This window comes from Pseudomonas sp. McL0111 (genome assembly GCF_052567255.1).
The window spans coordinates 485975-509447 of record NZ_CP199585.1 but is presented as its reverse complement, the minus strand read 5'-3'; the positions used below and the strand labels follow the sequence as shown (position 1 = coordinate 509447).

Genomic DNA, 23473 nt, shown 5'->3' with positions numbered 1-23473 from the left:
CCCACAGTGATCTTCAGTGAACACAAATATTGTGTTCGGCCAAGAAACCTGTGGGAGCTGGCTTGCCAGCGAAGGGGCCGGAACAGGCGCCTCAAGGCTTCGCTGGATACTCGCGGTGCATCTGCTCCAGCAACGCATCCTTGTCCTGCCACAGCTGATTGATCCAGCCCTGAAACTGCAGGCGATATTCGCCGTCCTGATCGTAGTTCTTGCCGATGAACTGCTGTGGGATCTTCAGCTCTTCAAAGTGCACCACCACATCACGCACATTGCCGCAGAGCAAATCCCAGAAACCCGGACGCCCGCCCGGATAGTGAATCGTCACGTTGACGATCGATTCCAGTTGCTCGCCCATCGCATCCAGCACAAACGCAATACCACCGGCCTTGGGCTTGAGCAGGTATCTGAACGGCGACTGCTGCTGCGCGTGTTTGCCTTCAGTAAAGCGCGTGCCTTCGACAAAATTGAAAATTCCCACCGGGTTATCGCGAAATTTCGCGCAGGTGTTGCGGGTGGTTTCCAGATCTTTGCCTTTCTTTTCCGGGTGCTTTTGCAGATAGGCCTTGGAGTAGCGTTTCATGAACGGAAAGCCCAGCGCCCACCACGCCAGACCGATCACCGGAACCCAGATCAGCTCCTGCTTGAGAAAGAACTTCAGAGGCTGAATGCGGCGGTTGAGCACGTATTGCAGCACCAGAATATCGACCCAGCTCTGATGGTTGCTGGTGATCAGGTACGAGTGTTGGTAGTCGAGACCTTCCAGCCCGCTGATGTGCCAGCGCGTGCGCCGCACCAGGTTCATCCAGGCTTTGTTGTTGCTGATCCACGCTTCGTGGGTATGGCTCATCAGCCACAGCGAAGCACGTCGGGCGAGGTCGAATGGCAGCACCTTGATCAGCGCCACGCAAAACAGAAACGAGCACAGCAGAATCGTGTTCAGCGCCAGCAGCAGCGCGGCGATCACGCCGCGCAAAGGGGCAGGGAGGAAGTCCAGCATTTACACATCCATAGGTCGGTTGGCGGCTTGAATCGCGGTCAGGGCGATGGTGTAAACGATGTCATCGACCTGCGCGCCACGCGGCAAATCATTCACCGGTTTACGCAAGCCTTGAAGCATCGGACCGAGGCTGACGCAGTCGGCGCTGCGCTGCACGGCTTTGTGGGTGGTGTTGCCGGTGTTCAGATCGGGGAACACGAACACTGTTGCACGACCAGCCACCTGGCTGTTCGGCGCCAGTTGTCGAGCCACGTCTTGGTTGGCGGCGGCATCGTACTGCAACGGCCCGTCGATCAGCAGCGAGTGCTGTTGTTCATGGGCGAGCAGGGTGGCTTCGCGGACTTTCTCGACTTCTTCACCCGTGGCCGACTCGCCACTGGAGTAACTGATCATCGCCACTCGCGGGGTAATGCCGAATGCGGCAGCCGAGTCGGCGCTTTGCAGGGCGATCTCGGCCAGTTCCACGGCACTCGGATGCGGGTTCATCACGCAGTCGCCATAGACCAGCACTTCTTCGGGAAACAGCATGAAGAACACCGATGACACCAGCGTGCAACCCGGTGCGGTCTTGATCAACTGCAAGGCCGGGCGAATGGTGTTGGCCGTGGTGTTGATCACGCCCGAAACCAGCCCGTCGACTTCGTCCAGCGCAAGCATCATGGTGCCGATCACCACGGTGTCTTCCAGTTGCTGCTCGGCCATTGGCGCATTCAGGCTTTTGCTTTTGCGCAGGGCGACCATCGGTTCGATATAGCGGTCGCGAACCAGATCCGGATCGAGGATTTCCAGCCCCGGCGGCAATACGATGCCTTGCGCACGGGCCACCGCTTCGACGTCCTCGGGTTTGGCCAGCAACACGCAACGGGCGATGCCGCGCTCCTGACAGATCGCCGCCGCTTGCACGGTGAGCGGCTCGCTGCCTTCGGGCAGGACGATGCGCTTGTTGGCTGCCTGGGCGCGCTGGATCAACTGATAACGGAACACCGCTGGCGACAGACGCATTTCCCGTGGCGTACCACAGCGCTGATGCAGCCAGTTGGCATCGAGGTGGCTGGCGACGAAATCGGTGATGATTTCCGCACGCTCGCGGTCATCAATGGGGATTTCCTTGTTCAGACCATTCAGCAGGTTGGCGGTGTCGTAGGAGCCGGTGCTCACCGACAACACCGGCAAACCGGCCTGCAACGCGCCACGGCACAAATCCATGATGCGCGGGTCGGGCAGGGTGTCGCTGGTCAGCAGCAGGCCGGCCAGCGGCACGCCGTTCAATGCCGCGAGACTGACCGCGAGAATGATGTCGTCGCGGTCGCCCGGGGTGACCACCAGCACGCCGGGCTTGAGCAGCTCCACAGTGTTGCGCATGGTGCGCGCGCAGATGATGATTTTGGTCATGCGCCGGGTTTCATAATCACCGGCGTTGAGCACTTGGGCGCCCATCAGATCGGCAACGTCGCGAGTGCGCGGCGCGTTGAGTTCCGGCTGGAATGGAATGCAGCCGAGCAGACGGAAATCACCGCTGCGCAGCAACGGCGAATGCTCCTTAAGACGCGTAGCAAAAGCCTCCATGCTCTCGTCGGTCTTGACCTTGTTGAGGATCACGCCGAGGACTTTTGGATCTTTCGGGCCACCGAACAACTGCGCCTGCAATTCCACGCGACCGGAGAGTTCGGCGAGCACTTCATTTTCCGGGGCCGAGACCAGAATCACTTCGGCATCGAGGCTTTTTGCCAGGTGCAGATTGACCCGGGCGGCATAACTGGCGCTGCGGGTCGGCACCATGCCTTCCACCACCAGTACGTCCTTACCTACGGCAGCCTGTTGGTATAGAGCGATGATTTCTTCGAGCAGCTCATCGAGCTGACCGTCGCCGAGCATTCGTTCGACGTGCGCCAAACCCAACGGCTGCGGCGGTTTCAAACCGTGAGTACGCGCCACCAGTTCGGTGGAACGCTCAGGGCCGGTGTCGCCCGGATGCGGCTGGGCGATCGGTTTGAAGAAGCCGACTTTCAGTCCGGCCCGCTCCAGCGTGCGCACCAGCCCGAGGCTGATGGAGGTCAGACCCACACCAAAATCGGTGGGTGCGATAAAAAAAGTTTGCATGCGGATTCTCTAAGGGTGCATGGCAATGGCGATCATCTATCTCTGACGATCTGCCGAAATTCAGTCGCCAAGGTTAGCGCTAACCGAGCCTTGTGCGCACCAACCGCAGGCAAAGGGTTGGCCTATTTTTTCAATACGTTGCGCGGCGTCCAGCACCCAGGCCCGCGATTGCCATGGCGGCTGATGACGCAGGTGCTGGGTGTGCCCGCAGGAAAGTTCGGCGACCCAGTGACCGTCCTCGTCCTGATGAAAGCCGGTAATCGTCGAATCCCGTTTGTCCGGGTTGTGTTCGCTTTCGAGCGATTGCTTCGCTAAACTTGGCCTTTCTATATTCTTCTGCAAAAGGTCTCGCCCCATGCTGATCGCCGCCAATAAGGCTGTCTCCATCGACTATACCCTGACCAACGACGCTGGTGAGGTCATCGACAGCTCCGCCGGCGGCGCGCCGCTGGTCTACCTGCAAGGCGCAGGTAACATCATCCCGGGCCTGGAAAAGGCACTGGAAGGCAAAGCAGTCGGCGACGAGCTGACCGTAGCCGTTGAACCTGAAGATGCTTACGGCGAATACGCTGCCGAACTGGTCAGCACGCTGAGCCGCAGCATGTTCGAAGGCGTTGACGAGCTGGAAGTCGGCATGCAGTTCCACGCTTCCGCTCCAGACGGCCAAATGCAAATTGTCACCATCCGTGACCTCGACGGCGACGACGTCACCGTTGACGGCAATCACCCATTGGCCGGCCAGCGCCTGAACTTCCAGGTGAAGATCATTGATATCCGTGATGCCAGCCAGGAAGAAATCGCTCATGGTCACGTCCATGGCGAAGGTGGCCATCAGCACTGATTTCTGCGCTAAGCTTCGAGTACTGGAGAGGCGCCTGCGGGCGCCTTTTTAGTCCGTGGCTGTCCGTGGTGGCGTCACCAAGCGGCTGTTTCGAGTAGAAAACGGGAATCTGGAGTTCGTCATGAGTGCTTTTCACGACCTTAAGTTGACAGCCCTGGATGGTCAGGAGCTACCGCTGGCGCCCTTCAAGGGCCACGTCGTGCTGGTGGTCAACGTCGCCTCCAAATGCGGCTTGACCCCACAGTACGCGGCGCTGGAAAACCTCTATCAGCAATTCAAAGGCAAAGGCTTCAGTGTGTTGGGCCTGCCGTGCAACCAGTTTGCCGGTCAGGAACCAGGCACCGAACAGGAAATCCAGGATTTCTGCAGCCTCAACTATGGCGTGACCTTTCCGTTGTCGAGCAAGCTTGAAGTCAACGGCCATGATCGTCATCAGCTCTACCGCCTGCTGGCGGGCGAGGGCGCGGAATTCCCGGGTGACATCACCTGGAACTTCGAAAAGTTTCTGCTCGGCAAGGACGGACGGGTACTCGCCCGGTTCTCGCCGCGCACGGCGCCGGATGATCCAACGATCGTGCAAGCGATCGAGAAAGCGCTGGGCTGAAACCTCCGCAAGTCCAAAAGATCGCAGCCTGCGGCAGCGCCAACATGGGAATACGTTTCCTGTTGACGCTGCCGCAGGCTGCGATCTTTTTGTTTCTGATCCTTAATCACTTAAATCAATAGTGCTGTTCATTGCTCGCGAGCATCCATATTATCGCCGTCATAAAGCCATTCTCAGTGGAGCTTCACGATGCCCGTCCAAGCCTTGTTCAAACCGTTCCACCTCGGTGCCCTCGAACTACCGACCCGTGTGGTCATGGCGCCGATGACCCGCTCCTTTTCTCCGGGCGGCGTACCGAACTCCAAAGTCATTGAGTACTACCGTCGTCGTGCGGCGGCGGGTGTCGGCCTGATCATCACCGAAGGCACCACCGTCGGCCATATCGCCTCCAATGGTTACCCGAACGTGCCGCACTTCTACGGCGAAGCGGCGCTGGCGGGCTGGAAGAAAGTGGTCGACGCGGTACACGCTGAAGGCGGCAAGATCGTTCCACAGCTGTGGCATGTCGGCAGTGTGCGCCGCATCGGCACCGAGCCGGACGCCAGCGTGCCGGGTTATGGCCCGTCGGGGAAACTCAAGGACGGTCAGGTCGTGGTACACGGCATGAGCAAGCAAGACATTCAGGACGTGATCGCTTCCTTCGCCCAGGCTGCCAAAGATGCGCAAAGCATCGGCATGGACGGCGTGGAAATCCACGGTGCCCACGGTTATCTGGTCGATCAGTTCTTCTGGGAAGGCAGCAACCAGCGCACCGACGAATACGGTGGCAGCCTGGCCAACCGTTCGCGTTTTGCTATCGAATTGATTCAAGCGGTGCGTGCGGCGGTCGGAGAGGGTTTTCCGATTATCTTCCGTTTCTCGCAGTGGAAGCAGCAGGATTACACCGCGCGTCTGGTGCAAACATCCGAAGCGTTGGGCGAGTTTCTCAAGCCACTTTCCGATGCCGGCGTGGACATTTTCCACTGCTCGACGCGGCGTTTCTGGGAGCCGGAATTCGACGGCTCCGAACTGAATCTTGCTGGCTGGACGCGCAAGCTCACCGGCAAACCGACCATTACCGTGGGCAGCGTTGGCCTGGACGGCGAGTTCCTGCAGTTCATGGTCAACACCGACAAGGTCGCGCAACCGGCCAGTCTGGAGAACCTGCTGGAGCGTCTGAACAAAGAAGAATTCGATCTGGTGGCGGTGGGGCGTGCGCTGCTGGTCGACCCCGACTGGGCGCTGAAAGTGCGTGAAGGCCGCGAGCAGGACATTCTGCCGTTCAGCCGTGAGGCGTTGATGACGCTGGTTTAAACAGCGATCTCACTGACCCCTTCGCGAGCAAGCTCGCTCCCACATTGAAATGCATTCCAATGTGGGAGCGAGCTTGCTCGCGAAGGCTGTTTTAAAGGCAGCATGAATTCAGGGCAATGTCTGAGCATTCGGAACAACCTGCTCACCCACACAAGCCTCACGCAAATGGCTTTCAAACTGCTCGATGACGGCCGCCCAACCCTGCCGACTCGCATGCTGCCGCGCATTCAGCCGCACGCAGCGCAACGTCTCATCTTCCTCCAGCAACCAAGTCGCCGCGTCGCAAAACGCCTCCTCATCCCCCGGCATCGCCAGCACACCGTTGTAACCATGACGAATGTGTTGCGCCGCCGCCGCTTGATCGTAAGCCACCACACCAAGCCCCGATGCCAACGCTTCCAGCACCACGTTGCCGAAGGTTTCGGTCAGGCTGGGAAACAGAAATACATCCCCCGACGCATAGTGAGCGGCCAACGCTTCGCCACGCTGTGAACCACAGAAGATCGCTTCCGGCAGTTCCTTTTCCAGCGCCAGGCGCTGCGGCCCGTCACCGACCACAATCAGTTTCAGATTGCGCTGTGGATAAGTGCTGCGCAGCTTCTCGAAACAGCGTTTAAGCAAGCCAAGATTCTTTTCCGGGGCCAGTCGTCCTACATGAATCACCGCCAGGTCCTGCTCTGACAGACCCCATTGCTCGCGCAACGCGTTCATGCGTTTGGTCGGGTGAAACAATTGGCTGTCCACACCTCGGGACAACAACGCCAAACGTTCGAAGTGCCGCCGCTCCAGCTCCAGCCGCTGGCTGATGCTCGGTACCAGGGTCATGCTCGAACGATTGTGAAACCAGCGCAGGTAATGCGTGAGCAAACGCGTCAGCAAGCCCAGGCCGTACTGGCTGGTGTATTGCTGAAAGTTGGTGTGAAAACCACTCACCACCGAAATCCCCAGACGCCGCGCCGCACGCAATGCCGACAAGCCGAGCGGGCCTTCGGTAGCAATGTAGAGCACATCAGGACGATGACGCTTCCAGCGCCGTAGCAGTTTATGCATCGACGACTGCCCCCATTGCAGCCCCGGATAACCGGGTAATGGCCAGCCCCGGCACAACAACAGCGCATCATCCTCGCAACGCTGCGGATCGCCGCCCTGGCGCGGCCGCACCAGCTCCACCTGATGCCCGCGCGCGCGCAATCCATCGCACAAACGACCAAGGGTATTGGCCACGCCGTTGATTTCCGGAGGGAAGGTTTCGCTGATCAGGGTGATATGTAGAGCTGTCGTCATGGCATCAGTGTCAGCTGAGGCCATGTCGACGCTGTGACGTTCGGATGATGGATTTGTGACTGTCGGTTTAGCGTTGGGCGACTAGATTCTCTGCACCACGCTCACGCACCCAGAACAACGTCGCTCCCGCCACCGCAGCCGGCATCATCAGAATGTTGACCACCGGAATCAGCAGCGCCAGATAAACGATGCCGCCGAAGCTCATGCTCTGCCAGCGTTTCTGGCGCAACCAGGCGAGCATTTCGTTCCAGCCGAGTTTGTGGTTGTCCGCCGGGTAGTCGATGTACTGGATCGCCATCATCCACACGCCGAACAGCAGCCATAGCGGTGCGGCGACGATGTTCACCACCGGGATGAACGACAGGATGAGCAGGCCGATGGCGCGTGGCAGGAAGTAGCCGAGCTTGCGCATTTCCCGGGCCAGGGTGCGTGGCACCATGGCGATCAGTTCGCCCCAGCTGAAGGCCGGGAAATCGTCGGTGCCACGAACGACCACTTCGACTTTCTCTGCGAGAAAACCGTTGAACGGCGCAGCGATTACGTTGGCGAGCATGGTGAAGGTGAAAAAAACCATCAGTCCGACCAGCACCACGAACAGCGGCCACAAGATGTAGCTTAGAAAACTCAGCCAGTCAGGCAGCGATGGCATCAGGGTGTCGACCCACAGGCTGAATTGGTGGCCGGCCAGATAGATCAATCCGACGAATAGCACCAGGTTGATTGCCAGCGGCAGCAACACGAACAGGCGCAGGCCCGGGCTGAGAACCAGTTTGAGGCCTTCACGCAAATATTGAGGGCCAGAGAGAGCGGGTGCGGGCATACGGTGCTCCGAGCAAGGGAAAACGCGCCGACCTTACCGACTTTGCACAACCTGCGAAAGCGCGGCAGAGCGATCGACATTCACTGTAACAAAGACGTCCATCTCGTCAGTGTGTCGGCATAGAGACCACCTATGAGCTGGATTGTTAATCCGTATTTCCTTAATCTTGCCCCCCTCGATACGCTGCACCCAACTTTTTACAGGACTGTCGAGCTCAAGCCTTCCCCAAGGTTTTCTACGGTCCTTTTTTATTCCCGCCGGCAGCCCGGCGTTCCGCGTCAGGTTTTCGGCGCGGTCAACAGGAGCAGGTCATGTCTGAAGTCCGTCATTCGCGAGTGATTATTCTCGGTTCCGGCCCTGCCGGTTACAGCGCCGCAGTCTATGCCGCCCGTGCCAACCTCAAGCCGCTGCTGATCACCGGCATGCAGGCTGGCGGTCAACTGACCACCACCACCGAAGTCGACAACTGGCCGGGCGACGTCCACGGTCTGACCGGCCCGGTGCTGATGGAGCGTATGCGCGAGCACGCCGAGCGTTTTGAAACCGAGATCGTTTTCGATCACATCAATGCCGTGGACTTCGCTTCCAAGCCGTACAGCCTGACCGGCGACAGCGCGACCTACACCTGCGACGCACTGATCATCGCAACCGGCGCCAGCGCCCGTTACCTCGGTCTGCCGTCGGAAGAAGCATTCATGGGCAAAGGCGTTTCGGCCTGCGCAACCTGCGACGGTTTCTTCTACCGTAACAAGCCAGTGGCTGTAGTCGGCGGCGGTAACACCGCTGTTGAAGAAGCGCTGTACCTGGCCAACATCGCCAGCACCGTGACCCTGATCCACCGCCGCGAAACCTTCCGCGCCGAGAAGATCCTGATCGACAAGCTCAACGCTCGCGTAGCTGAAGGCAAGATCATTCTCAAGTTGAACGCCAACCTCGACGAAGTCCTGGGCGACAACATGGGCGTGACCGGCGCACGTCTGAAGAACAACGACGGCAGCTTCGACGAAATCACCGTCGACGGCGTGTTCATCGCCATCGGTCACACCCCGAACACTTCGCTGTTCGAAGGCCAGTTGACCTTGAAAGACGGTTATCTGGTGGTGCAGGGCGGTCGTGACGGCAACGCTACCGCGACCAGCGTCGAAGGTATCTACGCTGCTGGTGACGTTGCTGACCACGTTTACCGTCAGGCGATCACCTCGGCCGGCGCCGGCTGCATGGCGGCACTGGACACCGAGCGTTACCTGGACGGTCTGCAGAACGCTTCGTTCTAAATCGCAGACACAAAAAAACCGGCTTCGGCCGGTTTTTTTATGCCCGTAATTCACAGCCACCACTAAACAAATGTAGGAGTGAGCCTGCTCGCGATAACGGTTTTACATTCAACATATGAGTCGACTGATACACCGATATCGCGAGCAGGCTCGCTCCCACAGGAGTGTGTCTGGCCCTGAGATCAGCGGCGGGTCAGGGGTTGGGCGGTGAATTTCACGCCGGCCAGACCGTGAGCGATCAACGCACGGATATTACCGTGGTCGCTGCCTTCAGGTGTCGCCACTACCGAACGATAATGTTCGCCGAAAGCCAGCAGCGCTTCTTCATCACTCAAGCCTTCCAGCAGCGCCAGACCAAGGGTCTTGCACGAACCTTCGTTCTGTCCGGCAGCGTTTTCCACGCCGCCGTTGTTGAACGCCTGAGGCTGGTAGGCGTAACCGCCGGCGATAAAGGCCAGGGTGTCAGCGAAAGCGTGTTCGCCGCTGTTGAGGCTGGCGCGCAGGGTGTTCAGATCAGGCATCGGGTTTTCCTTTGGCGAACGCCGCTTGTTGTTCGGCGCTGGCTTCTTGCTGAAATTGGGCTTTCCACTCGGCGTAAGGCATGCCGTAAACCACTTCACGGGCGTCGTCGAGGCTGACCTCGATCTGGCGCTCGTCGGCCGCTGCCTTGTACCACTTGGACAGGCAGTTGCGGCAGAACCCGGAAAGGTTCATCAGGTCGATGTTCTGCACGTCCTTGCGGCTGTCCAGATGGGCGACCAGCCGGCGGAAGGCGGCGGCTTCGAGTTCGAGGCGTTGTTGCTCGGTCATGATGGGCTCTGTGCAGTCAAATCGTGGTGCGGATGATAAAAGTCTGGCGGCCAATGCGCCAGACACGCTCAGCGGCTTGCCGCGAGCGTGATCGATACAGACTCGGCAAAACGCAGCGCATGCGGCTTGTCGACTTCGACCTCGGCGTACAGCACCGAACCGTTGCTCATCACCAGATCCAGCAACTCCTGAGTCAAGCGCTCAAGCAGCGCAAAACGATTACCTTCCACGTGGGCGATGATTGCCTTGGTGATGGTGCGATAGTTCAGCGCATGGTCGATGTCGTTGTCGCGTACGGCTTCCTGCGCGGCATACAGAATGGTCAGGTTGATCAACACATCCTGCTTGTTGAGGATTTCGTCCTCGTTGATCCCGATAAAGGTGCGCAAGCGCAGATCCTTTACCCGGATGCGCGCCATTCCCGGCTGAAGTTGTGGCATTTACTTGCTCCGTCCAATCAATTGCAGGAACTCCTGGCGGGTGTTGCTCGACTCGCGAAACGCGCCGAGCATGACCGAGGTGTTCATGGTCGAATTCTGTTTTTCGACACCGCGCATCATCATGCACATGTGTCTGGCCTCGATGACCACGGCGACGCCGGCGGCATCGGTGACTTGCTGCACCGCGTCGGCGATCTGCCGGGTGAGGTTTTCCTGAATCTGCAGGCGGCGGGCGAACATGTCCACCAGTCGCGCAATCTTCGACAACCCCAGCACCTTGCCCGTCGGAATATAAGCCACATGGGCCTTGCCGATGAAGGGCAACAGGTGATGTTCGCACAGCGAGTACAACTCGATGTCCGCGACGATGATCATCTCATCGCTGTCAGACGCGAACAGCGCACCGTTGACGATCTCGTCGACACTCTGCTCGTAGCCGTGACACAGGTATTGCATGGCCTTGGCCGCGCGTACCGGGGTGTCGAGCAATCCTTCTCGGTCGGGGTCTTCACCGAGGCCGATCAGGATGTCGCGGTAATTCTCGGGCAGTGAGCGGGTCATGGAACATCCTCGCGGGGGCGGCTTTATTTGACGTGCCGTCCGCCATTGACGGTCAGTGTCGTGCCGGTGACATAAGAGTTGTCGAGCAGATAGCGCAGGCTTTGGTAGATCACTTCGCTGCCGGGCTCGATGCCCAGCGCGGATTTGGCCAGCGCCTTGGCACGGTACGCCGCGTCGTCGTCTGGATTGAACAATAACAGGGCCGGGGCAATCGTGTTGACCTTGATCGCCGGCGCATAGCGGGCGGCGAAGGACAGCGTCAGGCTGTCGAGCCCGGCCTTGGTGGCGCAATAGCCGATGTGCTTGCTGCTGCCCTTGCGGGTCACGTCGTCGCTGATGTGGACGATGTCGGCGGGGCTTGAACGATGTAGCAAGTCGGCGCAATGCAGGTTGATCAGATAGGGCGCGAGCATGTGCACGTTGAACATGCGGCTGAACGCTTCGGCTTCGTTACCCGCCGTTTCGGCCAGCCATTCGGAGGCGTTATGCACGATGGCGCGCAGGCAGTCGGTGTGGGTTTTCAGTTCGGCGATGAAGGCGAGAATGGATGCCTCGCTGGAGAAGTCGGCGAATAGGCCGATAGCACCGAGATCGCGCAGGGTTTGCACGCCGGGGCGTTCGCTGCGGTAGGTGAAGATGACTCGCTGACCGTCTTCGAGCAGACGTTGCGCACAATGCAGACCGACACGCTGGCCGGCACCGGTGATGAGGATCGGGGCTGCGGAAGAGGTCATGAACGGCTCGGGTCGCGGTTGGAGCAAAAACTATAACAGCGACGGCAGGCGTACACCTATCCCGAGGTTTACCTGCCCTTGTGGGAGCGAGCTTGCTCGCGAAGGCGTTGTGTCAGTCAATATCTGCGTTACTGAAACACCGCTTTCGCGAGCAAGCTCGCTCCCACAGAAGGGGTTACTGGTTTTGCGAGACGGGTTTGGCAGGCAGATGGCGCACAGGCGTGTTGTTCAGCCAGTTGGCGAGCAAGCGCGTCGACAGCGGAATGAAGAAGTAGACCATCAACGGCGTCAGGCACAGCGTGCTGATGAACACCCGTGGCAGCAGGCTCATTTCACCGAGCAACGGCCCCAGTACGAAATTGAATAGAAGTGACACCGGAAAAAATGCCAGCCAGATAGCCACAGCCTGTTTCCAGCGCGGCGGACGTTGACCGACGGCACCGAACCAGCCTTCAATACCGCTGACCCGATGTTCCTTGGGATGCGCAAACAGATCGCTGCCGCGGTCCAGCCACGCAGTGCGTGAGGCCGAGTGTTCCCAGGCGTGCAGGGTCTGCTCATCGGCAAAGCGGAAAATGATCTGGAATTCGTTATCGCCCGGCGGTGGCGCAAGCACACCTGAGCCGAGATAACCGGGAAAGTCGGTGGCCAGTTGTTCGCCTTCGCGCAGCCAGGCAATCAGATCCTGATAGCGGCCATCAGCGACGCGACGGGCGACCATGAGCGTGACGGGGGAAGTAGACATTATGTATCTCCGTATTACGTGCGCGTCATTCCGGGTAGGAAATTCGCCAGACGAAGGGCCGGGGTAGTGGCCCTGCGTTTTTCAACAAGCAAGGATTATTCCTGATTTTCGTGATTTAACCAGCTACTTTCGTCGCAGATCATCGCTTGAACGACAAAGGGGCAACGGGAGTAGAATGGGATCCAATTCACCAACACGGACGTTTAACGCACAATGCCTGTCATAACGGATATGCAGCCTGCTTCGCAGGCATCTGTCGCGCTTGAGCGCGAAGATTTATTCCCTATCCGCGAAGTCTCGCGGGTGACTGGCGTCAATCCGGTCACGCTACGTGCCTGGGAACGGCGTTACGGTCTGATCCAACCAACACGCACCGAAAGTGGGCATCGGTTGTATTCGATGACCGATATCGAGCGTGTTCGTAATATTGTCGAATGGATCGATCGCGGTGTCGCCGTGAGCAAGATCGGCAAAATCCTCGCCAAGACCGAACCCTTGAAAGCGCTGGCGCATATCATTTCCGATGATCTGGTGCAGGCCGATTACCGGCAATGGCAGCATCAAGTGCAAAGTGCGGTGAGCGCCTTTGATGATGTCGAACTGGACCGGGTCTACGGTCAGATCTTCTCTTCCTACTCATTGCCAGTGGTGTTTCAAGACATTCTGCTGCCGCTGTGGCGGCAATTGCTGCAGCGCCAGGATGCATTCGGACAGACCAGTGAGTGGCTGTTTCTCGATGGTTTTCTGCGGACCAAGGTGTTGCAGCGAATCCTCGTCTTACGCTCGTCTCAACCACGCAAAATCATCGTCAGTGCTCTGGCCGGGCAATGCCGGGAGCTTGAATTGCTGGTGGCCGCGCTGTTTCTCAGCGGTGGCGAAACGGGCGTTCGGGTACTGACCACCGGCCAGCCGTTCGACGAATTGATGCTGGTCTGCGAAAAGATCAAGCCTCAGGCCCTGGTGCTGTTTTCCAATCATGCTCCGGCCCCGGAACTGCCGCGACGCTTGAACCGTCTGGCGTTGAGTCTCGATTGTCAGTTGTTGCTGGCGGGCGACGCGGCCGATCTGGCGCAGGAAAGCCTTGGCGAGACTTCAATCGGCTGCCTGGGCAATGAAGGCGCCACCATGCGCCAACGGATGACGCAGATTCTCGCGGGTAAGCTCGATACCTGAATCTCAGGTGTGCAGGGCGGGGTGGGTCAGGCGATGTTGTTGCAGGATGAACTGGCGCAGGCGTTCGGTTTCGTCACTATCGGTCTGGCTGAGTTCGTAGGCGTAAAAGCCTTGTTCGGTTTCTCGTTCGAAGTTGCCGCGCAATGAAATCCGCTCATAACCTGAAGGGCTGAACCACAGGGCGAAATGTCGGGGTGGTTTGGTCTTGTTGCGCATTTCCAGCAGCACACCTTTGTGCGACACCTCGTGCACCCACATCATGCCCGGCTGGCCCTTGGCGTTTTCCAGTGCTACCGGCTCTTCAAGCGCCAGGCGCCATGGGCGAACCATCGGCCCGTCTTCGTAAATGCTCGGTACGCCAAGACGCAGATGCAGCGCGTGAAACTCGTCTTCGACCAGATGCAGCGGGAAGGTCATTTGCTGATTTTCGAAGTTCGCCTGGATCGTCACTTGCTCGTGAGCGGCCAGGCGTGTCAGCAAATCGCGGATCTGTGAACCACCATTTACCAGCAGGCTCGACGTCGCATCCCGCACATTGAGTTGCGGGTTGTGCTGCATGGTCTGGATGAAATCCAGCTCATCCTGAGTGAGAAGGGCGTCGCGCTGCATGGTTAACTCGTAAGAAATAGTTACAAAGTCATTGGTGATTGTAGTTAATGACAATTAGTTCGCTGCTTTGTTTTCACCGTTCGTCGCTTTCAGGGCGGCCAGCTCAGCGTGCAAGGCTGCTACCTCGGCCTCGAGTTGCGCCACACGCAGCTGGGCCTTGACCTGAACGGTCACATCCTTCTGCACGCCGACGAAATAAGTCTGTCCGTCATCGGCATTTTTTACCGTCGAAAGCGACAGTTCATTCCAGAACGGCGTGCCGTCCTTGCGATAGTTACGCAGGATTTCCCGGCACGATCCACCGTCCTTCAGAACATTGCGGATCAGCGCCAGATTTTCCTGATCGCGGTCTCCGGCCTGCAGAAAGCGGCAGTCCTGATAAAGGATTTCCTCGCTGGTGTAACCGGTCAGGCGTTCGAAGGCCGGGTTTACGTAAATCAGGATGTTGTCCTGTTCCCCTTCCTTTTCCGCGACCACGATGCCGTCATTCGACGCGTTGATCACCATTTGCAGCAGGCTGGCATTGATCATCTTTGAATCCATTCAGAGTTGTCGGAGGCTGGCATTCTAGAAGAACGGTGGGCGCTGTCTACTGGCCATTATCGCCAGTTGAGATCCAATCGCAGCTTTGCCGGTTTGGCTGTTACTATCGCCGCTCTTTTTTTCAGTTTCAGGATCAGATTGATGAAAGTCGCCATCCTCTCCGGTTCGGTTTACGGCACCGCCGAAGAAGTCGCTCGCCACGCCCAGAACCTGTTGAAAGCCGCAGGCTTTGAAACCTTCTACAACTCCCGCGCGAGTCTGGCGGACATTCAGTCCTTCGGTCCTGAAGCGTTTCTCGCCGTGACCTCGACCACCGGCATGGGCGAGTTGCCGGACAACCTGCAACCGCTGTATTCGACGATTCGCGATCAATTGCCGATGGCCTGGCGTGGATTGCCGGGCGCGGTGATTGCACTGGGCGACGCCAGTTACGGCGACACCTTCTGCGGTGGCGGTGAACAGATGCGTGAATTGTTCGCTGAACTGGGTGTGCGCGAAGTGCAGGACATGTTGCGCATCGACGCCAGCGAAAGCGTCACCCCGGAAACTGACGCCGAGCCTTGGCTGGCTGAGCTGATCGCTACGCTCAAGGGTTGAAGGCACGCTCGCGCAGCAGCGCCAGCCAGGCCTGGGCGGCTTTCGACAGATAGGCGCCCCGACGCCAGATGAAGGCGATGTCCCAGCGCAGATACTCTGGCGCCTTCAAGGTCAGGCGCACCACGCCCGGTCGCTCCAGTGCCCGCGCCACCACGCGGGGCAGCAGCACCACGCCTTGGCCGGCGGCGACCAGTGCCGCGAGGAAATCCGCCTGACCGCTACGCCCGCCTTCCTTCGGCGTGAAGCCCATTTGTTGGCAAGCCTGAAGCAAGCGGTCGTTGAGCACGAAGCTGCGCTGATACAGCAGGAATGGCGTGTCGGCCAACTCCTCCAGACCAATCTCACCGCGTGCCGCCAACGGATGATCCATCGGCAGCAGCGCATCCAGCCGCTCATCGCAGAATGGCTGAAAATCGAACTGCTCATCCTTGGGCAGAAGACTGCCGCCGATTTCCAGCTCGCCGCTGAGCACCGCTTGCTCGATGTTACGGCTGCCGCCTTCGAGCAATTGAATGCTGATGTTCGGATAACGCCGTCGGTACTCGGCAAACAATCCGGCAAACAGCGCATCACTGCCCAACAGGGGCAAACCAAGGCGCAATTCGCCGCGTGCCAGAAGGCTCAGATCGTCCAGTTCGATGAGCAATTCATTGCGCAGACGCAGCATGCCTTCAGCACGTTGCAGCACCACGCTGCCGGCGGCGGTCAGGCGCAACTGTGAACCCAGGCGTTCGAGCAACGGAGTGCCGAGACTCTGTTCGAGTTGCGCGACTTGTTTGCTCACTGCCGATTGACTGATGTGCAAGGTTTTCGCGGCTTGAGTGAAACCGCCCTGATGCATGACTTCGACAAAACTGCGCAGCTGTTTGAATTCCATTTACCTGATTCCAGTTTGGAATAGCTTTGAGTCTAACAATTCGCTTCAGGGATGGCAGGTCGCTTCGTAAAATAAGCACCTGTCAGGAGCAAAACCATGAACACCACAATCCTCAAGCATCTATCCCGTTTATTCGTCGAACTGGCCGTGTTGCTCGGCCTTTATTTGCTCGGCTGCCAACTCGCGGCGTGGCTGGCGTGGCCGATTCCTGGTGGGGTGATCGGCATGGGTTTGTTGTTGCTGGCGTTCGCGTTTGGCTGGGTCAAGCCGGCAGCGCTGCAACTGGGCGCAGGATTGCTGATGGCCGAGATGCTGCTGTTCTTTATTCCGGCGCTGATGAGCCTGCTTGATTACGGCGTGCTGCTGCGCAATGACGGCTGGCGGATTTTGCTGGTGATCGCCGCGAGTACCTTGATGGTGATGCTGGTGACAGCCTTCACCGTGGAATTGGCCGTGCGTATGAGGCGTTCCCATGAAGCTTGAATGGATGCCGATGTTCTGGCTCGCCTTCACCTTGTTGGCGTACCTGTTCAGTCGCTGGTTGTATCGGCGCACCGGGCGTTACCTGTTGTCGCCGTTGATTCTGGTGCCGGTTCTGTTGCTGGCGCTCGCGGTGCCGCTGCATACCGCGTATGCCGAATATTCGAGCAACACCCATTGGCTGATGCTGGTGCTGGGCCCGGTCACCGTCGCCTTCGCGGTGCCGATCTGGCAGCAACGACGCTTGCTGGTGCGGCATTGGTCAGCGTTGCTGCTGGGTATGCTCGCTGGCAGCGCGGCATCGATTGCCACCTCGTTCGGACTGGCTCGGGCATTGGCGCTGGACACCTCGGTGACGATGTCACTGGTGCCACGTTCGATCACCACGCCATTCGCCATGCCGCTGGCGCAGGACCTGGGCGGCGTGCCTGAACTGACGGCGGTGTTCGTGATGTTCACCGGGGTCTTCGGCGCGATGCTCGGCGGCGTTCTGTTGAAATGGTTGCCGCTGCGCAGTGCGCTGGCGCGGGGTGCCTTGTTCGGCGTCGGCGCACACGGTGCCGGGGTCAGCCGGGCACATGAAGTCGGCGGCGAAGAGGGCTCAGTGGCCGGGTTGGTGATGGTTCTGACCGGTTTGCTGAATCTGTTTGCTGCACCGTTGTTGGCGTCGTTGCTTTGACGTGATGCCAGGCTATTTGCATGGCTGACTCGCTCAGTCATCAAGCTGGCTGGCAATGCAACTACGCGATCGCCTGCGCCTGACTAGACTGCTCACACACGTGCAGAACAATAAGAACGCAGAGGTGCATACAGTGAGCGTAGCCCCCGTCCAATCGTCTCTTGATGTCAAAGCGCAGGTCAGCGCCGCCGAGTGGCAGACCCGTGTCGATCTTGCTGCCTGTTATCGTCTGGTCGCGTTGCATGGCTGGGATGATCTGATCTTTACGCACATTTCCGCCAAGGTGCCTGGCACCGAAGATTTCCTGATCAATCCGTTCGGTTTGATGTTCCATGAAATCACCGCGTCGAGCCTGGTGAAAGTCGATCAGGCCGGCAACAAACTCATGGACAGCCCTTACGAAATCAACCCTGCCGGATACACCATCCACAGCGCTGTGCACGAAGTGCGACATGACGTGGTATGCGTGCTGCACACTCACACTGCTTCGGGTGTGGCGGTGTCGGCGCAAAAGCAGGGCGTGTTGCCGATCAGCCAGCAGTCGCTGTTCGTGCTGTCGAGCCTGGCTTATCACGCCTATGAAGGTGTGGCGCTGAACCACGAAGAGAAGGCGCGCCTGCAAGCCGATCTCGGCGAGAACAATTTCCTGATGCTGCACAACCACGGACTGCTGACCTGTGGCGGCACCATCGCCGATACTTTCCTGATGATGTTTACCTTCCAGCGCGCCTGCGACATCCAGGTGATGGCGCAGACCGGCGGCGCCGACCTGATCGCCATCGAACCGCAGATCCTCGCGGGCGCCAAAGCGATGATTGCCGGCGTGACCAAAAGTGCTCAGGGCATGGGTGGCGCGCTGGCCTGGCCGGCGCTGCTGCGCAAACTCGATAAACAAGACCCCGGATATAAACTCTAATGCCTCTTGCCGAGATTCCTCTGTGTGTCTGGCGCAAACGCAGTCAGACGTTCGTCTTTCGTGGGCAGTCGATCCGTTACTGGACGACGGGGCAGGGTGAGCCGCTGCTGCTGATCCACGGCTTCCCGACGGCCAGTTGGGATTGGCATTACCTGTGGCAGCCGTTGGCCCAACGGTATCGGGTGATCGCCTGTGACATGCTCGGTTTCGGCGATTCGGCCAAGCCGTTGAATCACAGCTACAGCTTGCTGGAACAGGCTGATTTGCAGCAGGCGTTGCTGGAACATCTGCGAATCGAGCAATCGGTGCACATTCTGGCTCACGATTATGGCGACAGCGTTGCTCAGGAACTGCTCGCCCGGCATTACGAAGGTTTGATCGACGTCGCCAGTTGTGTGTTCCTCAATGGCGGGCTATTCCCGGAAACCCATCGACCTTTGCTTATGCAAAAACTGCTGCTCAGTCCGCTTGGCTGGATGATCGGACGTGCGTTTACTCGTGATGCGTTGGTGAAAAGTTTCAACCAGATCTTCGGCCCGAAGACCCTGCCGACTGAAAGCGAGATGGATGATTTCTGGAGCCTGATCGAGACCCATCGCGGGCCTCGGATCATGCACAAACTGATCGGTTACATTCCCGAGCGCCGGGTGCAGCGCGACCGTTGGGTCGCGGCGATGCAACGGGGTGAAGTGCCGTTGCGGGTGATCGACGGAGAAGTCGATCCGATTTCCGGTGGGCACATGGTCGAGCGTTATCGCCAATTGATCGCCGATGCGGACGCCGTGCTGCTGCCGGGCATTGGCCACTATCCGCAGATCGAAGCGCCGGTGCAGGTGCTCAAACACTATCTCGAATTTCGCGATCAACTGGTTTTGCCGCCGCGCAAAGTGGCGTGCTCCTGAAAGATCAAAAGATCGCAGCCTTCGGCAGCTCCTACATAAATCTCCTGTAGGAGCTGCCGAAGGCTGCGATCTTTTGATCTTGGCTCGTCATCATCCCTCTGCCTTATTGCACACCATTCAGCCTCAGCCGTGTTCATTGTGACCAAAAGCCCCGTGCCTGACACTCGGGGTCAATGTCCCATTGGCCTGCTGGAGTCTCCCCCGATGAGTGAATCTGTACGTTTCGAAGATAAAGTCGTGATCATCACCGGCGCCGGTGGCGGACTGGGGCGAGCCCATGCTTTGTTGTTCGCCAAACAGGGCGCCAAAGTACTGGTCAACGACCTCGGCGGCTCGGCTCAGGGCGAAGGCGCCAACGCTTCCGCCGCCGACCGCGTGGTGGCGGAAATTCGCGAGGCCGGCGGCATTGCCGAAGCCAACCATGACTCCGTCACCGACGGTGACAAGCTGGTGCAGAATGCACTCGATGTGTTCGGTCGCGTCGATGTGGTGGTTAACAACGCGGGCATCCTGCGTGACAAGACGTTCCACAAAATGGACGACGCCGACTGGGATTTGGTCTATCGCGTCCACGTCGAAGGCGCCTATAAAGTTACCCGTGCAGCATGGCCGCATCTTCGCGAACAAAACTATGGCCGCGTAATCTTCACCGCTTCGACTTCCGGTATCTACGGCAACTTCGGCCAGTCCAACTACGGCATGGCCAAACTCGGCCTCTACGGCCTGACCCGCACATTGGCCATCGAAGGCCGCAAGAACAACATTTTGGTCAACGCCATCGCCCCGACTGGCGGCACGCGGATGACCGAAGGCCTGATCCCGCCGCAAGTGTTCGAACAACTCAAACCGGAATTGGTCAGCCCGCTGGTGGTGTACTTGGGCAGCGAACAATGCCAGGAAACTTCCGGCCTGTTCGAAGTCGGTGGCGGCTGGATGGGCAAGGTTCGCTGGGAGCGCAGCCTTGGGGCCGGATTCGATCCACGGGTCGGGTTCTCGCCGGAGGATGTGGCGGCGCACTGGCAGCAGATCTGCGACTTCGAAGGCGCGGCGCATCCGAAGGACAACATCGAAGCATTGAAGGAAATGATGGCGAATTTGCAGAAGTATTCGCTTTAAATAGTACGGCCACCAAGCTGGGCTTGGTGGCCGAGCAACCTATCAAATATATCTGTTTTCTGTTACGAATTGCGGGGCTTTCCAGTTCGGGCCCTTGATGGCAACAGGGCTCTCACCATTGGCGAGAACACCTTCTTCGAACAGCATGGCATAGGTTTTCAGCAATTCGCCGTTCGCTATGACTTCAAATCGATACCGTCCAATCATTCTGTCGAGTGAAGGATAAGCCAGTCCAATTCCAAAGGCGGTCAGAACATCCACGATAGTTTCGTTTTTTACGATTTGCTCAACGGTGTTCATTAATGTGTTCCTTTAAGCAGTTGTTCATATGTTCGATCTATCTGTTTGGTGACGTTCAAAAATAGAGTTGGTTGAGGCGCGGCAAGATGTCATCGCTACTGGTTTTTTGGTCGTGATTAGTACTTGCGTGTGTTCAGCGGTTTCTCACAGTCAGGAGTGCCTGTTTTCAGTCATGAACCTAGGGGCTTTCCAGTTGGGGCCTTTGACTGCGATAGGGCCTTTGCCATTGGCAAGAACACCTTCTTCGAAAAGTCTGACATAGGTTTTAAGCAGTTCACCACTGGCAATGACTTCGTATCTGTAACGCCCAAACATTCTGTCTAACGACGGAATCGCGGAGCCGAGAGCGAAAACAGTCAATACATCTTCTACTGATTCATTTTTTACGATTTGCTCGACGGTATTCATTGCGTACCTCCTTTCAGCAGTTTTTTGTAGAATACTTCGTCCTGTTTGTTGGCTGCTGCGATGGCGTCTTCTGTATAAAGCAGCGTCTCTTCATCTTGGAGCTTATAGTCTTCCATAGTGGCTGTGTGAGCATTGTTCCAGAGTGGTGATTCTCTATCGGGCTTGAACTCATCGCTGAGCCCCAACACACGGAACCTCTCCAGCTCCCTCAGTTCATGAGTGTAGTAGCGCAAATCCGTGTCACTGACCTCCCACGTCCGATTCAATATTTTTTCAAGACGTTGAACCATGATGTCATTGGCATCGGATTGATCGAGCCGTGCGATATGTAACTTCACCGCGTCTATCCCGGCTTGAGTAATGACTGCAGTGCGCCAGTCCAGATCAAGTATTGGCCCGCCAGCCTTTTCCGGATTGAAAATGCGACCGCTGTATTTACCTTTTGCAGAGGCACCGTCATATGGACTGCTAAACACCACATACAGCGGCGCAATTCCCGAATCATCCGGAAAGACGATGATGAAGTTTTGCCAGCCCTTGACTACCACCGGATGCAGATCCAGTCGTCCTTCAACGGGCACAATCGGGGCACCCGAATATGCAGGTGTTCCAGTGCCGACAATCGGCAGGTCAGTCGAACTGTTGCCCGGTGACACTGCGGGTGTCCAGGTCAGGAAGTCGGTTGGCGAGTCCGGCAGGGCGGTCTCATAGATGTCGTTCAACTGGTTGTAGGTTGCGTGCAGCACGGGTACATCGGAGCGCAGGTCGAAACCGTCGGTGCTGACGGCAAACACCTCCGCTCCTGCGCCGATGGATCTGTATCCCAGCCCTACGGGCAGATCGACGCTGCCCTGGCGGTCGGCAATTTCGCGCAGGGTCTGGGTGTCTTCCGAGGCCAGTTCGGCGAGCGGGACCGTCATGGCAAAGCGTTCGCCATTGCCCAGCCGAGACGGCATCAGCAACGCAGTGAAACCGACCAGCACGGAGCCCATCGCCGCTGCGCTGGCCGTTGTTACGACCTGCACCGCTGAGCGCAGCGCCGTTTGTATCGCGGCGATTCTTTCGGGTGAGAGCACGATGGCCGTTGAGGTCAGGGAAAATGCCGGACCAGAGGCGGCCATGCCGGAAGCAGGGAAAACATGGTGAACCTCGGATGCCGCGCTTTGCTGATCGCGTTCCTGTTGTTCGGCTTGCTCCCTGGCTTCTTCGAGCAGGCGCTGAGCGTCGATCAGCGCGTCCAGGCGGGCCTGTTCCTCCGCCATTTGTCGGGCACTTGTTTCGGCGGCGCTCCGCGCTTGCTCGAGAGCAAGACGTTGGGCTTCTGCCAATGCTGCTAACCGTGCCTGCTCCTGAATGCGGGATTGCTCCTGCTCTCGGCGCTGGGCGTTGGCGATGTCTTTTTGCCGTTGTTGCTCAGATACGATTCGCGCACGTTCGGCTTCGAGTCGTTGAGCTTCCGCCGCTGCGGCTTGCGTACGATCATTGGCTTGCACGCTGGCCAGCCAGTTATGGATGTTGGCTTGTTGTTGATGCAAAACGCTGAGCGTCTGGGCAAGCAGCCTTGCTTCGAGTGCCGCTCGATAAGACTGCTTCCACACATTCATCCCGGGACCGTTGGGGCTCAGAACCTTGTCCACTACTTGCGCGCGGGAGAGGAATTGATAGACGGTCTTGTCAGTGGGGTCGCTGCCGTAAAACTGGTGAGACAGGGTGATTTGCCGTTGCTGTTCTGCGGTTTTGCGCTGGATGACTTTATTGCGTACGTCCAATTCGCGCACGATTGCCGCTGCTGGCGGCAATGCATGCGTCGGCTCTTCCAGGCGTGTTGCCACTAGATCCGATTCGATGGTTTGCGGAATCCGGGCGGCCCTTGCCTCGTATTCGGTTTCCAGAGGGCCAGTGAAGTTTTGCAATACCTGCTGATATCGCGAGGTATTGAGTGGCGTGCCAAACCGACCGTTATAACGATTGTTATCGATGGTGGGTGAAGTTGGTTTGAATCCCGGAGGTGCAGGCGCCGTCGTCCAGACAGGCTCATTCAACTCCAATTGCGGAGGTCTTTGCATATTCATATCCTTTTGAATGTGCGTTTTTTAAAGTTTCAAGTTGTAGTGGTGGCGTTGGTCTCGGTTTAAAAGTTACGACATAAATTGAAGTTATGGGTCCGAGAAGGGTGTGGGGAGTTGCTTTTAAATGAGAGGGAAATTTCGTTAGTGCAAAATTAAATGTGGGATGTTCTTTGGCAGTAAAGGAAGCCTCCTACGCGAAGACAGGAAGTTTCTGGCGCTGTGAGGGCGGCTGTCGCCAAAATCCGCCCATAAAAAAGGCCGCTGCAAACGCAGCGGCCAAGGTAAGACGTTGGATCAAGGA

At 58.1% G+C, this 23473-nt stretch carries 28 protein-coding genes; 11 read left to right on the top strand and 17 right to left on the bottom strand.

Going from position 1 to position 23473, the window contains the following annotated elements; all coding sequences use genetic code 11:
* Window positions 1-91: 91 nt before the first annotated feature.
* The 3 genes from ACTWLJ_RS02460 to ACTWLJ_RS02450 are packed head-to-tail and all read right to left on the bottom strand — an operon-like array spanning window position 92 to window position 3484.
* Entirely contained in the window at window positions 92-997 is a 906-nt protein-coding gene (locus ACTWLJ_RS02460; RefSeq protein WP_445179755.1) for an acyltransferase, read from the bottom strand.
* Window positions 998-3097 carry a phosphate acetyltransferase gene (gene pta / locus ACTWLJ_RS02455; protein ID WP_401220859.1) on the bottom strand — a complete coding sequence of 700 codons (2100 nt, stop codon included), beginning with the start codon at window positions 3095-3097 and terminating at the stop codon, window positions 998-1000.
* A gap of 60 nt (window positions 3098-3157) precedes the next feature.
* Window positions 3158-3484: a DUF3565 domain-containing protein gene (locus ACTWLJ_RS02450; RefSeq protein WP_445179754.1), complete on the bottom strand. Its 327-nt coding sequence runs from the start codon at window positions 3482-3484 to the stop codon at window positions 3158-3160.
* On the opposite strand from ACTWLJ_RS02450, the gene ACTWLJ_RS02445 reads away from it, so the two are divergent.
* The 3 genes from ACTWLJ_RS02445 to ACTWLJ_RS02435 all read left to right on the top strand — a co-directional run bounded on the left by ACTWLJ_RS02445 (window position 3453) and on the right by ACTWLJ_RS02435 (window position 5835).
* On the top strand, window positions 3453-3938 hold the full coding sequence (locus tag ACTWLJ_RS02445) for an FKBP-type peptidyl-prolyl cis-trans isomerase (protein WP_445179753.1): 486 nt from the start codon (window positions 3453-3455) through the stop codon (window positions 3936-3938). The two genes, ACTWLJ_RS02450 and ACTWLJ_RS02445, sit on opposite strands and share 32 nt — an antisense overlap.
* Before the next feature lie 121 nt (window positions 3939-4059).
* Complete coding sequence (locus ACTWLJ_RS02440; RefSeq protein ID WP_445179752.1) at window positions 4060-4542, top strand: glutathione peroxidase; 483 nt, start codon at window positions 4060-4062, stop codon at window positions 4540-4542.
* 189 nt (window positions 4543-4731) lie between these two features.
* A complete protein-coding gene (locus ACTWLJ_RS02435; protein WP_445179751.1) occupies window positions 4732-5835 on the top strand; it encodes an NADH:flavin oxidoreductase in 1104 nt (367 codons plus the stop codon).
* 108 nt (window positions 5836-5943) lie between these two features.
* Here the strand turns inward: ACTWLJ_RS02435 and ACTWLJ_RS02430 are convergent, their stop codons facing one another.
* Window positions 5944-7143: a glycosyltransferase family 4 protein gene (locus tag ACTWLJ_RS02430; RefSeq protein WP_445179750.1), complete on the bottom strand. Its 1200-nt coding sequence runs from the start codon at window positions 7141-7143 to the stop codon at window positions 5944-5946.
* Between the two features lie 43 nt (window positions 7144-7186).
* On the bottom strand, window positions 7187-7939 hold the full coding sequence (cysZ, locus tag ACTWLJ_RS02425) for a sulfate transporter CysZ (protein ID WP_445179749.1): 753 nt from the start codon (window positions 7937-7939) through the stop codon (window positions 7187-7189).
* 311 nt (window positions 7940-8250) lie between these two features.
* Between cysZ and trxB the strand changes: the two genes are divergently transcribed.
* The gene (gene trxB / locus ACTWLJ_RS02420; protein WP_445179748.1) at window positions 8251-9213 is read left to right on the top strand and encodes a thioredoxin-disulfide reductase; all 963 of its coding nucleotides are present in this window, start codon (window positions 8251-8253) and stop codon (window positions 9211-9213) included.
* 182 nt (window positions 9214-9395) lie between these two features.
* Here the strand turns inward: trxB and ACTWLJ_RS02415 are convergent, their stop codons facing one another.
* The 6 genes from ACTWLJ_RS02415 to ACTWLJ_RS02390 all read right to left on the bottom strand — a co-directional run bounded on the left by ACTWLJ_RS02415 (window position 9396) and on the right by ACTWLJ_RS02390 (window position 12503).
* Window positions 9396-9734 (bottom strand): HopJ type III effector protein, encoded by a 339-nt coding sequence (locus ACTWLJ_RS02415; RefSeq protein WP_445179747.1) that lies wholly within the window; start codon window positions 9732-9734, stop codon window positions 9396-9398.
* Entirely contained in the window at window positions 9727-10023 is a 297-nt protein-coding gene (locus ACTWLJ_RS02410; RefSeq protein ID WP_445179746.1) for a DUF1244 domain-containing protein, read from the bottom strand. The genes ACTWLJ_RS02415 and ACTWLJ_RS02410 overlap by 8 nt, the downstream gene beginning before the upstream one ends.
* 68 nt (window positions 10024-10091) lie before the next feature.
* A complete protein-coding gene (folX, locus tag ACTWLJ_RS02405) occupies window positions 10092-10463 on the bottom strand; it encodes a dihydroneopterin triphosphate 2'-epimerase (RefSeq protein WP_007914273.1) in 372 nt (123 codons plus the stop codon).
* Window positions 10464-11024 (bottom strand): GTP cyclohydrolase I FolE, encoded by a 561-nt coding sequence (folE, locus tag ACTWLJ_RS02400; protein ID WP_445179745.1) that lies wholly within the window; start codon window positions 11022-11024, stop codon window positions 10464-10466. It lies immediately after the preceding gene.
* A gap of 23 nt (window positions 11025-11047) precedes the next feature.
* Window positions 11048-11758 carry a dihydromonapterin reductase gene (gene folM, locus ACTWLJ_RS02395; protein WP_445179744.1) on the bottom strand — a complete coding sequence of 237 codons (711 nt, stop codon included), beginning with the start codon at window positions 11756-11758 and terminating at the stop codon, window positions 11048-11050.
* A gap of 175 nt (window positions 11759-11933) precedes the next feature.
* Window positions 11934-12503, bottom strand: a complete 570-nt coding sequence (locus tag ACTWLJ_RS02390) for an antibiotic biosynthesis monooxygenase (RefSeq protein WP_445179743.1) — start codon at window positions 12501-12503, stop codon at window positions 11934-11936.
* 213 nt (window positions 12504-12716) lie between these two features.
* Between ACTWLJ_RS02390 and ACTWLJ_RS02385 the strand changes: the two genes are divergently transcribed.
* A complete protein-coding gene (locus ACTWLJ_RS02385; protein WP_445179742.1) occupies window positions 12717-13676 on the top strand; it encodes a MerR family transcriptional regulator in 960 nt (319 codons plus the stop codon).
* A gap of 3 nt (window positions 13677-13679) precedes the next feature.
* Here the strand turns inward: ACTWLJ_RS02385 and ACTWLJ_RS02380 are convergent, their stop codons facing one another.
* Together ACTWLJ_RS02380 and ACTWLJ_RS02375 are read right to left on the bottom strand one after the other, a co-directional pair.
* Entirely contained in the window at window positions 13680-14285 is a 606-nt protein-coding gene (locus ACTWLJ_RS02380) for a hypothetical protein (RefSeq protein ID WP_445179741.1), read from the bottom strand.
* A 54-nt stretch (window positions 14286-14339) separates the two neighbouring features.
* A complete protein-coding gene (locus ACTWLJ_RS02375) occupies window positions 14340-14816 on the bottom strand; it encodes a PAS domain-containing protein (protein ID WP_401220230.1) in 477 nt (158 codons plus the stop codon).
* A gap of 153 nt (window positions 14817-14969) precedes the next feature.
* Between ACTWLJ_RS02375 and ACTWLJ_RS02370 the strand changes: the two genes are divergently transcribed.
* Window positions 14970-15425 (top strand): flavodoxin, encoded by a 456-nt coding sequence (locus tag ACTWLJ_RS02370; protein WP_445179740.1) that lies wholly within the window; start codon window positions 14970-14972, stop codon window positions 15423-15425.
* Here the strand turns inward: ACTWLJ_RS02370 and ACTWLJ_RS02365 are convergent.
* Window positions 15415-16302, bottom strand: a complete 888-nt coding sequence (locus ACTWLJ_RS02365) for a LysR family transcriptional regulator (protein WP_445179739.1) — start codon at window positions 16300-16302, stop codon at window positions 15415-15417. The two genes, ACTWLJ_RS02370 and ACTWLJ_RS02365, sit on opposite strands and share 11 nt — an antisense overlap.
* 96 nt (window positions 16303-16398) lie before the next feature.
* On the opposite strand from ACTWLJ_RS02365, the gene ACTWLJ_RS02360 reads away from it, so the two are divergent.
* The 5 genes from ACTWLJ_RS02360 to ACTWLJ_RS02340 all read left to right on the top strand — a co-directional run bounded on the left by ACTWLJ_RS02360 (window position 16399) and on the right by ACTWLJ_RS02340 (window position 20395).
* Window positions 16399-16785, top strand: a complete 387-nt coding sequence (locus ACTWLJ_RS02360; RefSeq protein WP_445179738.1) for a CidA/LrgA family protein — start codon at window positions 16399-16401, stop codon at window positions 16783-16785.
* Window positions 16775-17461: an LrgB family protein gene (locus tag ACTWLJ_RS02355; protein ID WP_401220240.1), complete on the top strand. Its 687-nt coding sequence runs from the start codon at window positions 16775-16777 to the stop codon at window positions 17459-17461. Before ACTWLJ_RS02360 ends, ACTWLJ_RS02355 begins: the two co-directional genes overlap by 11 nt.
* A gap of 133 nt (window positions 17462-17594) precedes the next feature.
* Window positions 17595-18377 (top strand): class II aldolase/adducin family protein, encoded by a 783-nt coding sequence (locus ACTWLJ_RS02350; protein WP_445179737.1) that lies wholly within the window; start codon window positions 17595-17597, stop codon window positions 18375-18377.
* The gene (locus tag ACTWLJ_RS02345; RefSeq protein WP_445179736.1) at window positions 18377-19279 is read left to right on the top strand and encodes an alpha/beta fold hydrolase; all 903 of its coding nucleotides are present in this window, start codon (window positions 18377-18379) and stop codon (window positions 19277-19279) included. The genes ACTWLJ_RS02350 and ACTWLJ_RS02345 overlap by 1 nt, the downstream gene beginning before the upstream one ends.
* Before the next feature lie 204 nt (window positions 19280-19483).
* Window positions 19484-20395: an SDR family oxidoreductase gene (locus ACTWLJ_RS02340; RefSeq protein WP_401220248.1), complete on the top strand. Its 912-nt coding sequence runs from the start codon at window positions 19484-19486 to the stop codon at window positions 20393-20395.
* A 42-nt stretch (window positions 20396-20437) separates the two neighbouring features.
* On the opposite strand, the gene ACTWLJ_RS02335 is transcribed toward ACTWLJ_RS02340, so the two are convergent.
* From ACTWLJ_RS02335 to ACTWLJ_RS02325, 3 genes are all read right to left on the bottom strand, one after another.
* The gene (locus ACTWLJ_RS02335; protein WP_445179735.1) at window positions 20438-20695 is read right to left on the bottom strand and encodes an immunity protein; all 258 of its coding nucleotides are present in this window, start codon (window positions 20693-20695) and stop codon (window positions 20438-20440) included.
* A gap of 150 nt (window positions 20696-20845) precedes the next feature.
* Entirely contained in the window at window positions 20846-21103 is a 258-nt protein-coding gene (locus ACTWLJ_RS02330) for an immunity protein (RefSeq protein ID WP_445179734.1), read from the bottom strand.
* Window positions 21100-23169 (bottom strand): S-type pyocin domain-containing protein, encoded by a 2070-nt coding sequence (locus tag ACTWLJ_RS02325; protein WP_445179733.1) that lies wholly within the window; start codon window positions 23167-23169, stop codon window positions 21100-21102. Before ACTWLJ_RS02325 ends, ACTWLJ_RS02330 begins: the two co-directional genes overlap by 4 nt.
* Window positions 23170-23473: the final 304 nt, after the last annotated feature.